Genomic DNA, 14,385 nt, shown 5'->3' on the forward strand with positions numbered 1-14,385 from the left:
GCGCCGAACCCACGATCCCAAAGACCTCCTTCACCCCGTGCGCCACCAAGGTCTCCACGAACGCTTCGCTCGGAGTCATCCGCACCGGACCCACGCCCACCAGCGCGCTGCCCCGGGGCTCTTCCATCAGTTTGGGATTGGTTGCCATGATCCTCGTCCTCTCGGTGAATGAACGGCGGCGGAAGCCGCGGTGATCGAATCGAAAAGCGATTGTTTCACAATAGGGGGCGAGATGCAAGCGCTTACATTACCGTGCCTGCCCGCCTCCCCGGTCGCTGGGCGATCCAGCCTTGCCCATGAAAGCATAGAACCTGCCTCGAGATTGTTTCCCCAGCGGGGCGAAAGGCGCGTCTCGCCGTCCCGTGGGAATCCCGCGCATTTCCCTGCGCTCAACCGCTCCTACGGTCAGTCACGAATGGGCGCGGGCTTTCACGGACGGAGGAGGGATCGTTTTCTCATTCGTGGACATCCGTGTTCATCCGTGGCGAACGATCTATCCCGCGGCGGCATCCTCCAGGATCATGTCGGCGGCCTTCTCCGCGATCATGACCACGGGCGCGTGGGTGTTGCCGGAGACGAGGGTGGGCATGATGGAGCAGTCCACCACCCGCAAGCCCGCGAGCCCCCGCACCCGCAACCGCTCGTCCACCACCGCCATGGTATCCGAGCCCATCTTGCAGGTGCCGGAGGGATGGAAAATCGTGGCGCCGTATTCCCGGGCGAATTCGAGCAGGTCATCGTCCGAGGTGGCGGCGGGCCCGGGCCGGTATTCCTCGGCGATGTAGGGCTTGAGCGCCCCGGTCCCCGCCAGCCGGCGCGCGAATTTGATCGCCGCCACGGCGCAGCGCCGATCCACTTCCGCCGAGAGGTAGTTGGGCTGCATGGAAGGGGGCTCCATCGGGTCCGTGGAGCGGACGCGCACGTAGCCCCGCGACTCGGGCCGCAGCTGGCACACGGAGAAAGTGCAGCCCGGCCAGGGATGGGGCTCGCCCCCGGCCATGTCGGCGGAAAGGGTGGCGAAGTGGAACTGGATATCGGGGGTCCTGGACTCCGGCAGCACCCGGGTGAAGAGCCCGCCCTGGTTGATGCCGATGGCGAGCGGCCCCTTGCGGAACAGGAGCCACTTGAGCCCGATCTTGATCCGGCCCCACAGGGTGCGCAGCTCGTCGTTGGTAGTGATGGGTTTCGTGACCTTGTAGATCAAGCGCAACTGCAGATGGTCCTGCAGGTTCTCGCCCACGCCGGGCAGGTCCTTGACCACTGGGATGCCGAAGGACTGGAGGAGCGAGGCCGGCCCGACTCCGGAGAGCTGCAGGAGTTGGGGGCTCTGGAGTGCGCCGGCGGAGAGCAGGACCTCCCGCGCCGCCCGGGCCTCCCGGAGCTGGCCGCCCTGGCGGTACTGCACGCCCACCGCCCGCGCACCCTCGAACAGGATCCGGGTGACGTGGGCGTCGGTCTCGACGTGCAGGTTGGCCCGCTTACGCGCCGGGCGCAGATAGCCCACGGCGGCGCTGCAGCGCCAGCCGTTGCGGGTGAAGAGCTGGTAGTAGCCCACCCCCTCCTGGATGGGGCCGTTGAAGTCGTCGTTGCGGGGAACTCCCAGCTCGTTGGCGCCCCGGATGATGGCCTCCATCAGCTCGTGGCGCTCCCGGATGTCGGAGCACCATTGGGGGCCCTGGTCGCCGTGGTATTCGCTCGCCCCGCGGGTGTTGTGCTCGGAGCGGATGAAGTAGGGCAGCACGTCTTTCCAAGCCCAGCCCCGGTTCCCCAGCGCCGCCCAGCCGTCGTAGTCCTCGGGTTGCCCGCGCACGTAGATCAGCCCGTTAATGGAGCTGGATCCCCCCAGGCAGCGCCCGCGCGGCCAATAGATGCGCCGGTTGTGCATGTGAGGATCGGGATCGGTGTAGAAGCCCCAGTTGTAGGCGGGGTTGAACATGGTCTTGCCGTACCCGATGGGGATGTGGATCCAGAGGTAATTGTCCTTCGGACCCGATTCCAGCAGCAGCACGCGGTAGCGCCCGTTCGCCGTCAGACGGTTGGCGAGCACGCAGCCGGCGGAGCCTGCGCCGACGATGATGTAGTCGAAAGTGGGCTGGGTCATAGCGAGTTCGCGCCCGCGCCGGATTGTGCCGGTGATGTTCACGTCCCGCCGGGCTCAGGATGGCACGCTGGATTCCGCCAGGGGGCGCCCGACCAGACCAGGTTGTTGGGTTCAATCGGAACAATTCATCCCGATTTTATGGAAAGTATTTCACTATAACGGAAGATAGTCAATATAATGGGACATATTTTCCCGTTATTGTCTATTTTTCCCTTGCGCCCCGTCAAAACATCGTCTACGATGAAAGCGCTTTCCTTTCTCTGTGAAACCCAGGAATTGAAGGGGAAGCTACCGCTAGGGACGACCGCCCGACGGCCGCAGCCGAACGCGAGCCGCAGCGGTCGTGCCGTTCAAATCGCCGGCCGTCCCGAGGCCGGTCCAACGTGGAAGGAGGAGCAAAATGAGCCGCAGTTTCCTATGGAAATGGGTGGCCACCGCAGCCGCGGCGTTCCTTGCGCTCGGCGGCTCGGTGGCCCAGGCCCAGCAATACAAAATGCGCATCCAGACGGCGGTGCCCACGTCCAGCATCTACTTCGAGCTGCTGAAGAAGTTCGGCGACCGAGTGGAGAAGATGTCCGGGGGGCGGTTGAAGACCGAAGTCCTGCCCGACGGGGCGGTGGTTCCGGCCTTCGAGATCCTCGACGCCGTGGACAAGGGCATCGTGGAAGCGGGCTACGCCTGGACCCATTACTGGTCCGGCAAACACCCGGCGGCGGGAATCTTCTCCAACCCGATGGCTGGCTCCGGTGTGGGGATGGATCAGCTTTCCCACATCGCCTGGCTCTTTGAGGGCGGTGGCTACGACCTTTACAAGAAGTTCTACGCGGATGTGCTCAAGGTCAACGTGGAGCCCCTGCTCGTGCAGCCCATGGGGCCCGATCCCCTCGGCTGGTTCAAAAACCCGATCAAGAACCTGGAAGACTTCAAGAAGCTCAAGTACCGCTCGCCGCCCGGAATCACCGGAGAGATCTTCAAGGAGATGGGCGTCTCGGCGGTGGCCATGCCCGGGGGTGAAATCGTCCCGGCGGCCCAGCGGGGAGTGATCGACGCCGCCGAATGGATCGGCCCGGCAGACGACATCAATCTGGGTTTACACACGGTGTGGAAGCACTACTATCTCCAGGGCCTGCACCAATCCACTGACGTAGGGGAAATCCTGATCAACAAGAAGTTCTGGGACAAGCTGCCCAAGGAGATCCAGGAAATCATCCGCGGCGCGGCCATGGCCTCCATGACCGAGACCTACACCTACAACGTGTACCGCAACGCGCTGGCCATCAAGACCATGCGCGAAAAGCACGGGGTCCAGGTGCACGACACGCCCAAGGACATCTACGCCGCGTTCGTGAAAGCCACCAACACGGTGCTGGACCGCTACGCGGCCAAGGACCCATTCTTCAAGGAAGTGCTGGACTCCCAGCGGAAGTTCGCCCAAGTGGTGGTTCCGTACTGGACCAAGATCCTGGATCTGTATTCCGGCCTCGGCAACGCCGCTCTGGAAACCGGCGCGGTCAAGCCGTAACCGGTATCACATCGCTCGATCCCGTGGGGGCGCGGAGCGATCCGCGCCCCTTCATAGCACTATAACGGCCAAATCGAGGCAAAGGTCATGGCAAGTCCACCGATCGCCCTCCGGCGCGCGATCGATTTCCTCGACGGCATTAGTCTCTGGTCAGGAAAGATCGTGGCCTGGCTCATCTTCCCCATGGTGGGAAGCCTCGTCTACGAGGTGATCGCCCGCTATGCATTCAACGCTCCCACCGTCTGGGCCTACGACATGACATTCATGCTGTACGGGAGCTTTTTCATGCTGGGTTCGGCCTACACCCTGCTGCGCAAAAGTCACATCCGCACCGATATGTTCTACATGAACTGGCCGGCGCGGCGCCAGGGCTGGGTAGACACGGTGTGCTACGTGCTGTTTTTCTTTCCCGGCATGATCGCTTTCCTGGTGGTGAGCTGGGATTTCTTCTGGATTTCGTGGGAGCGGGGCGAGCGCATCGTCACCAGCCCCTGGATGCCCATCGTCTATCCTTTCAAGGCGACGATCCCCATCGCCACCTTATTGCTCCTGCTCCAGGGACTCTCTGAGCTGCTAAAGAGCGTCTACGCCGCCCTCAAGGGAGAATGGCTGTGAGCCCAGAAGTGATCGGATTTCTGGCGCTCGCCGCCCTGTTCGCCGCCATCTTCATCGGCTTTCCCATCGCCTTCACCCTGATCGCCGTCGCCCTTGCCTTCGGTTACTGGGCCCTGGGCGACGTGGTGCTGTATCTGATGACGCTCCAGGTCTTTTCCGTGATGCGGGACCCCACCCTGGCGGCGGTGCCGTTTTTCCTGTTCATGGGATTCCTGCTGGAGCAGTCGGGGCTTATGGAGCGCCTGTTCCGCGGCATCGAGCATCTGCTGGCCGACGTGCGCGGATCGCTGTACCTGGCGGTGCTGGTAACGGCCACCATCTTCGCCGCCGCCACCGGCATCGTGGGCTCGTCGGTCACGCTCCTCGGCGTGATGGCGGCGCCGGCCATGATGAAGAGCGGCTACGACGTGAGAATGTCGGCCGGGGCGATCACCGCCGGCGGAACCCTGGGCATTCTCATTCCGCCGAGCGTGATGCTCATCGTCATGGGGCCCGTGGTCGGCGTTCCCACCACCTATCTCTTCGCCGCTGCCGTATTTCCCGGGCTGATGCTTGCCGGGCTGTACATCGGCTACACCCTGATCCGGAGCTTCATCAATCCGCGTCTTGGCCCTCCGCTGCCGATAGAAGAACGAGCCGAGAATTTCGGCATCGTGCTCAAGGAGCTGATGGTCGGGGTGGTGCCCGTGGTGGTGATCATCCTGGCGACGCTGGGGGTGATCCTGGCCGGCATCGCGACCCCCACCGACGCGGGAGCCATGGGGGCATTCGCGGTGCTCCTGCTCACCCTGCTCTACCGGCAGATGAGCTGGGAGAGGCTGAAGAAGGCGGTCTACGCGACGCTCGAGGTCTCATGCATGATCCTGTTGCTGGTGGCCGCCTCCAACTTCTTCGGCGCGGTGTTCTCCCGGCTCGGCAGCGCCACCTGGCTCGCCGAGGGGCTGCTCACCCTGGAGATGGCGCCGATTGTGATGCTGGTGCTGATTCTGGCCATCATCTTCATCCTCGGCTGGCCCCTGGAGTGGGTGCCCATCGTGCTGATCGTGGTGCCCATCTTCCTGCCGCTGGTGAAACAACTCGGCATCGATCTCGTCTGGTTCTCCACCCTGGTGGCGGTGTGCCTCCAGACCGCCTGGCTCTCGCCGCCGGTGGCGCTCTCGGCCTACTTCCTGAAGGGCGTGGTGCCGGAATGGGGGCTCAAGGACATCTACCTGGGCATGCTCCAGTTCATGGGGCTGCAGGTGATCGGCCTAGGAATCCTGCTGGCGTTCCCGGCGCTGGCCACCTGGCTTCCCCAGTATCTGTTCCAATGAGCAGGCCGCGGGCACGATGTCGCGGACTCTGGCGAAGTTACAATGATGGGGACCGCTGCGGCCGCCCCCGCCGACCCGGCGGAGGCCCCACCGGTCCAGCGTGACTTTCCTTCTATGGCGTCGAGCCCAGCGATCCCATCGGCCCCCGCGCCCAGCCAAGGCGCCTCGCCCCTCTCCCGCGCCGTGGAGATCCTGGAGCGGGTTGCCCGGGCCGAGCGCCCCATCGCCCTGGCGGACCTGATCGAGCAGAGCGGGTTGCCGAAGTCCACCGTGCATCGGGTGCTGGCCCAGCTCGAGCGGGAGCTGCTGGTGCAGCGGGAACCCGACGGTAAGCGCTACACCGCCGGACCGCGCCTCTCCGCCATCGCCCTCGCGGCCATGCGCAATTCCTCCGATCGGGCAGCGCGCCACGCCATCCTGCGGGCCCTGGTGGACGAGATCGGCGAGACCTGCAACTTCACCACCCTGGACGGCAACGAGATCGTGTACCTGGACCGGGTGGAAGCCCACTGGCCCCTGCGCATGGTGCTGCAGCCCGGCTCCCGGGTGCCGCTCCATTGCACCGCCAGCGGCAAGCTATTTCTGGCGCTGATGCCGGCGCCGCGGCGGCAGCGGCTGCTGCGGGCGGCCCCCCTCAAGCGCTTTACCGACAACACCATCACCAATCCGGAACGGTTGGAGCAGGCCCTGAAGGTGATCCGCGAGGAAATGGTGGGCACCGATGAGGAGGAGTTCCTTGCCGGACTTTCCGCCATCGCGGTGCCCGTCCTGGACCGCCAGGGGCGCATCTGCGCTACCGTGGCGGTGCATGCCCCCACCGCGCGCATGAACCTCCAGCAGGCCCGCGCCCATCTTCCCGCTCTGCGCCGGGCCGCTGCCGCCCTCGCGGCTAGCTGCGCCTACGAAAAAGCCTAGCCGGAATGTCCGGGTTGACCCGATGATGGAAGCTGGGGCGTTGTCCCCCGCCCATTTCGCCCTGGCGCTGGCCATCATGGCCCTGGCGGGACTGGTGCACGGCGCCCTGGGCCTCGGCTTTCCCCTGGTGGCGACTCCGCTCCTCGCCCTCATCACCGACATGAAGACGGCCATCGTCTTCACCTGGCTCCCTACCTTCACCGTCATCCTCCTCAGCATCGCCAAGGGCGGGCGGCCGGCGGAGACGGTAGTGCGCTTCTGGGCGCTGCCCCTGTACATGATCGTGGGCAGCTATCTGGGCGCGCGGCTCCTCATCGTCTCGGACCCGGCCCCCTTTGGGCTGCTGCTGGGGCTGCTCGTGCTGGCCTACCTCAATCTGGATCGGCTGCGGAGCCTGGCCGGCCGCTGGATCGAGGAACACGCCCGGCTCACCCGCGCGGTCTTCGGTCTGATGGCCGGCCTGTTCGAGAGCACCGCCAACGTGGCCGGGCCCGTGCTCCTCATCTACTTCCTGTCCCTGGGGCTCGCCCCGGCCGTCCTGGTGCAGGCCCTCAATTTCTGTTTTTTCGCCGGTAAATCCACCCAGGGTGTCACCCTGGCGCTGGCTGGCGGCGTCGCGCCGGCCGTGTGGCTGTCCACGGTGCCCTTCGCCGCGGCGGGGGCGGCGGCCCTTTTCGGCGGCATCGCGCTGCGCAACCGGATCAGCGCCGAGACCTACCGGCGCTGGCTGCGGGGCGCCCTGTGGGTGATCGCCGGGCTACTCATCGGCCAGTTCGCCTGGCGGTCGGTCCACTGACGGCGGGCAGCCGATCAGCGCTTAGAAAACGACCACCTGGCGCACCGCTTTCCCTTGCCGCAGGCGCTCGAAGCCCTCGTTGATCTCGTCGAGAACGAGCCGCCCCGTCACCAGCCGGTTCACGGGAAGGCGCCCGCGGCGGTACAGGGCCATGTAGCGCGGGATGTCCCGGGCCGGCACGCAGGTGCCGATGTAGCTGCCCTTCACGGTGCGCTCCTCCGCCACCAGGTTGACCAGGGGCAGGGGAAGGGCGGCGGTGGGCGGCGGCAGGCCCGCCGTGACGGTGATGCCGCCGCGCCGGGTGATGCGATAGGCGAGCTCCATCGCCTTGACCGAGCCCGCGAACTCCAGGGCGTACTCCACGCCGCCCCCCGTGGCGGCGCGCACCTGATCCACGCACTCGGGCGCTCCGGCATCGAAGGTGTCGGTCGCCCCCAGCCGGGCGGCGAGGGCCAGCTTGTCCTCGGCCAGGTCCACGGCCACGATCCGGGAGGCGCCGGCGGCGACCGCCCCCAGCAGGGCCGCCAGGCCCACGCCGCCCAGGCCCACCACCGCCACCGTGGCCCCGGCGGACACCCTGGCCGTGTTCACCACCGCCCCCACGCCGGTCAGCACCGCACAGCCGAACAACGCCGCCTCGTCCAGAGGAAGCTCGGGATCGATCTTTACCAGGGAGCGCCGGGACACCACCGCGTACTCGGCGAAGGCCGAGCAGCCGAGATGGTGGTGGATGGGGCTGCCTTTGCGCGTGAGCCGCCGCTCGCCGGAGAGCAGCGTCCCGGCCGTGTTGGCCGCCGCTCCGGGCTCGCACAGGGCGGGCCGCCCTTCCGCGCAGGGCAGGCAGTGGCCGCAGCTCGGCACGAACACCAGCACCACGGGATCGCCCCGCTTGAGATCGTCCACCCCGGGTCCAGTCTCCTCCACGACCCCCGCCGCCTCGTGGCCCAACAGCATGGGAGTAGGCCGAGGCCGGTCACCGTTGATCACCGACAAATCCGAGTGGCACAGCCCCGCCGCCGCGATTCTGACCAGCACTTCGCCGGGGCCTGGCGGGGCCAGCTCCACCTCCTCGATCTTGAGGGGCCGGGTGACCGTGTAGGGGGGCTCCACCCCCATCCGCTCCAGCACTGCGCCGCGAATCTTCATACGTCCGTCTCCATCAAATCGAGTTCATTCGGGGATCATCTTTTCGAACCCGCGTTTCAAGCTTCCACTCCGGCCCGCTCCGACACCACGCCGCGCTCGATCACGAACACCTTGTCCACCAGCCCCGCGCAGTGACGGTAGTCCGACTCGGACACGAGCACCGCGGGCCCCTCCGCCTTGAGCCTGCGCAGCACTTCCCCCAGGCGATGGGCGAGGGCCGGGGCGATGCCTTCGAAGGGCTCGTCCAGGAGCATCAGGCGCTCCCCGTTCATCAGCGCCCGGGCGAGGGCCGCGAGCTTCTGCTGCCCGCCGGAGAGCTGCAGGGCGCGGCGCGAGGAAAAACCCTCCACCTCGGGCATCAGAGCGTAGATCCAGGCGAGCCGCGTCTCGGCGCCGGGGATGTCGTTGGCCCAAGCGGGAAGCAGGATATTTTCCTGCACCGTGAGTTCCGGCACCAGGCGCCGGTCCTCGGGCATGTAGCCCACGCCCAGCTTCGCCCGCAGGTGGGGCGGCAGCGCCGTCGCGTCGCGGCCGCCGATGGCCACCCGGCCGCCCGAGGGCTGCACCAGCCCCATGACGGCGCGCATCAGGGTGGTCTTGCCGGCGCCATTGCGGCCGACGAGCCCCGCCATCGTCCCCGCGGGAAGATCGAGGCAGGCGCCGCGCAACACCTGGGCTCCCTCGATCCCGACGTCGAGCCCTTCCACCCTAAGCATGGGGCGCGCTCCTCCCCGCCCGGTGCAGCTCGGTCCCCACCACGTGGCGCCGCACCTCCGGGTCCCCCAGCACCTCCTCAGGCGGGCCGTCGGCGATCACCCGCCCTTCGTAGAAAGCGAGCACCCGGGAGGCGTAGCGCTCCACGATCTCCATGTCATGTTCGACGAACAGGCTCGCCGCGCCCGTCTCCCGCACCGCGCTCATCACCGTGTCCATGAGCGGAAACTTCTCCTCCACCGACACGCCGCTGGTGGGCTCGTCCAAGAGCAGCAGGGCTGGCCGGGCCACCGTGGCCATGGCGATGTCGAGGAGCTTGCGCACCCCCTGGGGCAGGGTCGCCGCTCGCGCTGGCGCGTATTCGGCGATGGCGTAGCGCCGCAACAGGGCGCTCCCGCGCTCCTCCCGCTCCCGGGTGCGCAAGGGCCTCACCCACGTGAGCCGCCCCTCTCCCAGCATGGCCAGGGCGATCAGCACATTTTCCAGCACCGAAAGCTCGCGAAAGATCTGGGGGATCTGGAACGAGCGGCAGACCCCGGCGCGGGTCACTTCGCGCGGAGCAAGCCCCGTGATGTCCCGCCCGCGGAAATGCACCGTGCCCTCGGAAGGCTTGAGATAGCCGGTCACCATGTTGATGAAGGTGGTCTTGCCCGCGCCGTTGGCGCCGATCACGCCCACGACTTCCCCTTCCGCCACCCGCACGCTGACCTGCGCCGCCGCCACTACGGCGCCAAAGCGCTTGCTGAGGGATCGGGTCTCCAGGATCGGCCCCATGGGTTCACGCCCTTCCGCGTCCGGCCACCAGGGACCACAGGCCCCTGGGCAGGAACAGGATGATGGTGAGCAGCACGGCACCGAGAATGAGCTGCCAGGTGTAAGGCGAGACCTGGAACGCGTAGCTCTTCACCAGCTCGAAGATGAGGGATCCCAGGTACGGGGCGGCCACGTGGGCGGTGCCGCCCATCAGGGCGATGAACACGAATTCGCCGGAAGTGGTCCAGTAGGCCATGTCCGGTCCCACGTGGCCGGTGGCGAAGGCGGTGAGCGTCCCCCCCAGGGCGGCCAGGCCCGCGGCCAGCACGTACTTGATATAGACCACGCGCCGCGCCGAGACGCCCAGGTATTCCACTCGGATCTCGTTCTCCCGCACCGCCTCGCCGGCGTAGCCCAAGCCGGCGTGGAAGTAGCGGTGCAGCCCCCAGGCGCAGGCCACGGCCACCAGGCTCGCGAGGGCAAACACCCAGGTCCCGGCGTTCTCGGGCGCATATCCCAGGAAGGTGGGAGAAGGGACGTGGAAACCGTCCGTGGAGCCCAGGGCCTGGGAGCGGGCGAGGATGCCGTACAGGATCATGGAAAAGGCCAGGGTGAACATGGCGAAGAAGATCTCCCGGTAACGGCACAGCAGCGCTCCCAGCACCGCCCCGATGGCGAGTCCGGAGGCGAGCCCCAGGGCGAGGAGGGCGAAGGCGTCGGTCAGCCCCAGGTACCTGCCGGCGAGCCCCGCCGCGTAGCCGCCGACGCAGAAGTAGAGCCCCTGCCCGAAGGAGACCAGCCCCGCTCGCATGAGCACCACCACCCCCGCCACCACCAGCGCCCGGGCGAGGGCCACCGTGACGAGAAAGGAGAGCCACCGGGGAAGCCAGGGCCCCGCGATGAGCAGGGTGGCGAGCGCCAGCACCGCCGCGACGGCCGTCTTGTCCGGCTTCCCCATCAGATCTTCCTCACCGCGGCGCCGGCGAACAGCCCGTGGGGACGAAACGCCAGCACCGCGGACATGACGGCATAGACCACGAACAGCTCCAGCTCCGGGAAGTAGTGCACCGCCGCGGCCCGCGAAAGTCCCACGATGAGGGCCCCCACCACCGCCCCGGCCACGCTCCCGAGGCCACCGATCACCACCACGGCGAAGGCGATGACGATCACCTCCACGCCGATGCCGGTCACCACCGAGAGCAGCGGCGCCGTGAGGGCGCCGGCCAGGGCCCCCAGGACCCCGCCGATCACGAAGGTGATCACGAAGGTGCGGGAGACGTTGATTCCCAGGACGGCGGCCATCTCCCGGTCGTAGATCACCGCCTTGAGGAGCCGGCCCGGCCGGGTGCGCTCCAGCGCCCACGCCAGCAGCGCGGCGATCGCCACCGCGGCGCCGATCAGGACGAGATCATAGCGGGCGAAGCTCACCTCGCCCACCTGGAGCCTGCCCAGCAGGCTGTAGGGCTGGTGGGCCATGTAGGGATTCACGCCCCAGACGAGCTTGATCAAGTCCTCCAGCATGAGCAGCACCGCGTAGGTGACCAGCAGCATCACCACCTCGTCGCGGCCGTACATGAACCGCAGCACGCCCCGCTCCACCAGCAGGCTCACCGCCGCCCCTGCGACCAGGGCGGCCGCCAGGAGGACCGGGTAACCCCCCCAGGGAACGTACCCGGAGGCGAAGTACCACCCGGCGGCGGAGGCGGCGGCGTAGGCGCCCACGGCGTAGAGACTGCCGTGGGCCAGGTTCAGGATCTTCATCACCCCGTAGACCAAGGTAAGGCCCGCGGCCACGATGAACAGCCACGAGGCGTAGATCAGCCCGTCGGCGACGATGGCGAGCAGCTTGAGCATGGACCTAGCACTTCGCCCCCGGGAAACCGGCCTCGATCCACTGCTCGCTGGTCATGGTGTCCGGGGGATTGACGCACTCGGCCGGGTAGCGCTTGACGTTCACGATCGCCGGCTTGCCCCCCTCCCGCTTGAAGCGTCCGTAGACCATTTCCTGTACCGCCTGGTGCCCTTTGCCCAGGACCATCTTCACCGTGCCGCTGGGCGCTTCGAAGGTGAGTCCCTCCAGGGCGGCGATGATGTCGGCCTCCGATGGATTGGGCTTCGCCTGGGCCGCTTTCTCGGCGGCGGCCTTCAGGCCCAGGATCGCCTGGGCCATCTTGTAGGAGGGGTAGGTGGGCCAGGTGTTGTAGCGGTTGAAGTAGCTCTCCCGGAACCAGCGGTTCAAGGCGTTGTCCGGCGCGAACACGCCGTAGGGTCCACGGCCGCCGATCACGGCGCCCTCGGGCATCTGGTCGGCGAGGCGGAACATGGCGGTCTCGCCGGTGGTGAGCACGGGCGTCTGCTTCGCGAACAGGCCCCGGGCGGACGCCTGCAGCACGAAGCTTTCCATATCTCCGCCCCAGAAGCTGGAATGGACGTAATCGGCCTCGTGCAGCATCAGCGCCGAGATCTCCGCGCCGTACTGCCCGGCGAAGAGTTTCGGCCACTGGACGGTGCCCACCTCCACGCCCGGCTTCAGTTTCTGCAGGGCCTTGATGAAGTCGTTCCAGGAGTCCTGCCCCCAGGCGTAGTTCTGGTTGATCCCGTTTACCCGCTTGAGGTTGGGGGTGAGCTCCAGGATGTAGCGGGCGGCGCCCACGTTGTCCATGGTGGCGGTGGGGCCGGTGCGGAACACGTACTTGTAGCTGCGCTCTTCGAAGACCCGGGGCGTGCCGCAGTCGAAGAAGACGGTGAGTTTCTTCAGCTCCTCCGCCACTGGCGCGACGGCGAGGCAGTCCCCCGAGGAGATATAGCCGATCACCGCGTCCGCCTTGTCCCGCTGCACCAGGTTGCGAAATTCTGCCACCTGCTTGGTGGGACCGCCCGCCTCGTCCACCCAGATCGGCTTGATGGCAAGCCCCGCGATCCCCTTGGCTCCGTAGGGCGCCGGCACGGTGCCGTTGTTGATCGCCTCGATCACCATCTCGGCGGCGTTGCGCGCCGGGACGCCGAAGGGACCCGCGGCGCCGCCGGAAAGGAAAGTCACCAGCCCGAGGCGGTACTCCTGGGCGGCCGCCGGAGCCGTCGCCGCCGCCAGAAATACCCCTGCGAGGAGCCCCGTGGCCAGGCCGCCGAACCGTTTCCCCTGCTTCGATCGATCTTTCATGGTCCCCTCCTTATCCGTGTGTCTGCGTTTGTCGGTTGGATTCCGCCCGCCGGGCCGCGCGCGGCCGAGCGCAGCGCCTCCGGCGGGTACACCTTGAATCGGCTGAGCATGGCCTTCGCGGGCGGAAAGCGCTCGTCGGGCACCACCTCGCCGATGGCGACGGTCTGCTGCATCTGGTGGGTCGCCGGATCCATGTAGGACTCGAAGCCCTCCGGGTCTTCCGGGAGCTTGAGCCGCAGCCCCTCCAGGGCGGCGATCAGGCGCTCGCCGTCGGCGACCCCGCCCGCCCGAGCCACCGCCTCGGCGATGGCCAGGATCCCGGTGTACGCTCCTTGCGCCGCGTAGGAGGGATAGCGCCCCGCCCGGGCATGGAAACCCTGGACGAAGCGGCGGTTCGCCTCCGTCTCGGGCCAGTTGTTGTGGTGCCGCGCCGAGAGGATCAACCCGGTGGGCATGTCGGCGCCTAAGGCGGCCATCACTTCGTAGTTTCCGCCGGCGTCGAAATTGGCGAACTGTATCTTCTCGAACAGGCGCACCGTCCTGGCCTGCTGGATGAAGGCCACCAGGTCGCCCCCCCAGTGGCCGTTCACCACCAGGTCGGGCTTCGCCTCCAGGAGGGCCGCGATGTAGCGGGAATAGTCCGGCTCGTACAGCTTGGGCCACAGCACCGCGGCCACCTCGTAGCCCACGCCGAGGGCGTCGAGGGCCTGGCGCAGGTCCAGCCACTGCCTGTGACCGTAATCGTAGTCCGGCCCGATGAAGGCGATGCGCCGCCAGGGCCTGCGGCGCTGCAGCTCCTGGAGGTAGCGGGCCCCCGCCTCCATGGACTGGCGCGTGTTGTTGGTCACGCGGAAGTAGTGGCGGTGCAGCGCCTCCTCGGTGAGCCGCGACGAGGCGTGGTCGGTGCCAATGAAGATGGTCCGAGTGCGCCGGGCCACCTCGGTCACCGCGAGGGCGACAGCGGAGGAGACCACCCCGCACAGGAAGTGCACCCGGTCCCGCTCGACGAAGCCCTGGGCGGTCAGGGCCCCGAGGGAGGGCTTGGACTTGGTGTCCTCCACCAGCACCCGCAGCCGGGGCGTGTCGCGCCGCTCCGCGATCTCCGCGAGGGCCAGTTCGATGGCCGCCACGCTGTCCCGGCCGTAGAGGCCTCCGCGCCCGGTCATGGGGAACATGCAGCCCACCACCACGTCGGCCTTGTCCCGAGGCGCCCCCAGCTCGATGCGCGCCGCCGCCGGGGACGCGGCCAAAGCGCCAGCGGCGAGGAGCAAGGCCCCCATGCTACCTAGGATCCGACGCCCTCCTCCGTTCATGTGCTGGCCCTCCTGTCTCCTCCTGAGCAAGGGGCGT

13 protein-coding genes are annotated in these 14,385 nt (G+C 67.5%); 5 read left to right on the forward strand and 8 right to left on the reverse strand.

What is annotated here, in order from left to right; all coding sequences use genetic code 11:
- Positions 1–493: 493 nt before the first annotated feature.
- A complete protein-coding gene (locus ACUVYZ_RS16585) occupies positions 494–2,101 on the reverse strand; it encodes a GMC family oxidoreductase (protein WP_439935586.1) in 1,608 nt (535 codons plus the stop codon).
- 400 nt (positions 2,102–2,501) lie between these two features.
- Between ACUVYZ_RS16585 and ACUVYZ_RS16590 the strand changes: the two genes are divergently transcribed.
- From ACUVYZ_RS16590 to ACUVYZ_RS16610, 5 genes are all read left to right on the forward strand, one after another.
- Positions 2,502–3,623: a TRAP transporter substrate-binding protein gene (locus ACUVYZ_RS16590; protein ID WP_439935585.1), complete on the forward strand. Its 1,122-nt coding sequence runs from the start codon at positions 2,502–2,504 to the stop codon at positions 3,621–3,623.
- Positions 3,624–3,710: 87 nt separating this feature from the next.
- Positions 3,711–4,238: a TRAP transporter small permease subunit gene (locus ACUVYZ_RS16595; RefSeq protein WP_439935584.1), complete on the forward strand. Its 528-nt coding sequence runs from the start codon at positions 3,711–3,713 to the stop codon at positions 4,236–4,238.
- Positions 4,229–5,551 (forward strand): TRAP transporter large permease, encoded by a 1,323-nt coding sequence (locus ACUVYZ_RS16600; protein ID WP_439935583.1) that lies wholly within the window; start codon positions 4,229–4,231, stop codon positions 5,549–5,551. Before ACUVYZ_RS16595 ends, ACUVYZ_RS16600 begins: the two co-directional genes overlap by 10 nt.
- Before the next feature lie 42 nt (positions 5,552–5,593).
- The gene (locus tag ACUVYZ_RS16605; RefSeq protein WP_439935582.1) at positions 5,594–6,466 is read left to right on the forward strand and encodes an IclR family transcriptional regulator; all 873 of its coding nucleotides are present in this window, start codon (positions 5,594–5,596) and stop codon (positions 6,464–6,466) included.
- Positions 6,467–6,488: 22 nt separating this feature from the next.
- Positions 6,489–7,262, forward strand: a complete 774-nt coding sequence (locus ACUVYZ_RS16610) for a TSUP family transporter (protein WP_439935581.1) — start codon at positions 6,489–6,491, stop codon at positions 7,260–7,262.
- Positions 7,263–7,283: 21 nt separating this feature from the next.
- Here ACUVYZ_RS16610 and ACUVYZ_RS16615 read toward each other — a convergent pair whose 3' ends face one another.
- Genes ACUVYZ_RS16615 through ACUVYZ_RS16645 form a run of 7 tightly spaced genes read right to left on the reverse strand, consistent with a single transcriptional unit; the run spans position 7,284 to position 14,315 of the window.
- Complete coding sequence (locus ACUVYZ_RS16615) at positions 7,284–8,408, reverse strand: zinc-dependent alcohol dehydrogenase family protein (protein WP_439935580.1); 1,125 nt, start codon at positions 8,406–8,408, stop codon at positions 7,284–7,286.
- A gap of 56 nt (positions 8,409–8,464) precedes the next feature.
- The gene (locus tag ACUVYZ_RS16620) at positions 8,465–9,124 is read right to left on the reverse strand and encodes an ATP-binding cassette domain-containing protein (RefSeq protein ID WP_439935579.1); all 660 of its coding nucleotides are present in this window, start codon (positions 9,122–9,124) and stop codon (positions 8,465–8,467) included.
- The gene (locus ACUVYZ_RS16625) at positions 9,117–9,896 is read right to left on the reverse strand and encodes an ABC transporter ATP-binding protein (RefSeq protein WP_439935578.1); all 780 of its coding nucleotides are present in this window, start codon (positions 9,894–9,896) and stop codon (positions 9,117–9,119) included. Before ACUVYZ_RS16625 ends, ACUVYZ_RS16620 begins: the two co-directional genes overlap by 8 nt.
- Before the next feature lie 4 nt (positions 9,897–9,900).
- A complete protein-coding gene (locus ACUVYZ_RS16630) occupies positions 9,901–10,833 on the reverse strand; it encodes a branched-chain amino acid ABC transporter permease (protein WP_439935577.1) in 933 nt (310 codons plus the stop codon).
- Complete coding sequence (locus ACUVYZ_RS16635) at positions 10,833–11,729, reverse strand: branched-chain amino acid ABC transporter permease (RefSeq protein ID WP_439935576.1); 897 nt, start codon at positions 11,727–11,729, stop codon at positions 10,833–10,835. Before ACUVYZ_RS16635 ends, ACUVYZ_RS16630 begins: the two co-directional genes overlap by 1 nt.
- Positions 11,730–11,733: 4 nt before the next feature.
- On the reverse strand, positions 11,734–13,035 hold the full coding sequence (locus ACUVYZ_RS16640) for an ABC transporter substrate-binding protein (protein ID WP_439935575.1): 1,302 nt from the start codon (positions 13,033–13,035) through the stop codon (positions 11,734–11,736).
- The gene (locus ACUVYZ_RS16645; RefSeq protein ID WP_439935574.1) at positions 13,032–14,315 is read right to left on the reverse strand and encodes an ABC transporter substrate-binding protein; all 1,284 of its coding nucleotides are present in this window, start codon (positions 14,313–14,315) and stop codon (positions 13,032–13,034) included. Before ACUVYZ_RS16645 ends, ACUVYZ_RS16640 begins: the two co-directional genes overlap by 4 nt.
- Positions 14,316–14,385 lie beyond the last annotated feature (70 nt).

It is taken from the genome of Pelomicrobium sp. P1 (assembly GCF_052805615.1).

Excerpts from the sequence above, each read along its gene's own strand:
- ACUVYZ_RS16585 (WP_439935586.1), bottom strand. The coding sequence starts at position 2,101 with ATGACCCAGCCCACTTTCGACTACATCATCGTCGGCGCAGGCTCCGCC.
- ACUVYZ_RS16590 (WP_439935585.1), top strand. The coding sequence starts at position 2,502 with ATGAGCCGCAGTTTCCTATGGAAATGGGTGGCCACCGCAGCCGCGGCG.
- ACUVYZ_RS16595 (WP_439935584.1), top strand. The coding sequence starts at position 3,711 with ATGGCAAGTCCACCGATCGCCCTCCGGCGCGCGATCGATTTCCTCGAC.
- ACUVYZ_RS16600 (WP_439935583.1), top strand. The coding sequence starts at position 4,229 with ATGGCTGTGAGCCCAGAAGTGATCGGATTTCTGGCGCTCGCCGCCCTG.
- ACUVYZ_RS16605 (WP_439935582.1), top strand. The coding sequence starts at position 5,594 with ATGATGGGGACCGCTGCGGCCGCCCCCGCCGACCCGGCGGAGGCCCCA.
- ACUVYZ_RS16610 (WP_439935581.1), top strand. The coding sequence starts at position 6,489 with ATGATGGAAGCTGGGGCGTTGTCCCCCGCCCATTTCGCCCTGGCGCTG.
- ACUVYZ_RS16615 (WP_439935580.1), bottom strand. The coding sequence starts at position 8,408 with ATGAAGATTCGCGGCGCAGTGCTGGAGCGGATGGGGGTGGAGCCCCCC.
- ACUVYZ_RS16620 (WP_439935579.1), bottom strand. The coding sequence starts at position 9,124 with ATGCTTAGGGTGGAAGGGCTCGACGTCGGGATCGAGGGAGCCCAGGTG.
- ACUVYZ_RS16625 (WP_439935578.1), bottom strand. The coding sequence starts at position 9,896 with ATGGGGCCGATCCTGGAGACCCGATCCCTCAGCAAGCGCTTTGGCGCC.
- ACUVYZ_RS16630 (WP_439935577.1), bottom strand. The coding sequence starts at position 10,833 with ATGGGGAAGCCGGACAAGACGGCCGTCGCGGCGGTGCTGGCGCTCGCC.
- ACUVYZ_RS16635 (WP_439935576.1), bottom strand. The coding sequence starts at position 11,729 with ATGCTCAAGCTGCTCGCCATCGTCGCCGACGGGCTGATCTACGCCTCG.
- ACUVYZ_RS16640 (WP_439935575.1), bottom strand. The coding sequence starts at position 13,035 with ATGAAAGATCGATCGAAGCAGGGGAAACGGTTCGGCGGCCTGGCCACG.
- ACUVYZ_RS16645 (WP_439935574.1), bottom strand. The coding sequence starts at position 14,315 with ATGGGGGCCTTGCTCCTCGCCGCTGGCGCTTTGGCCGCGTCCCCGGCG.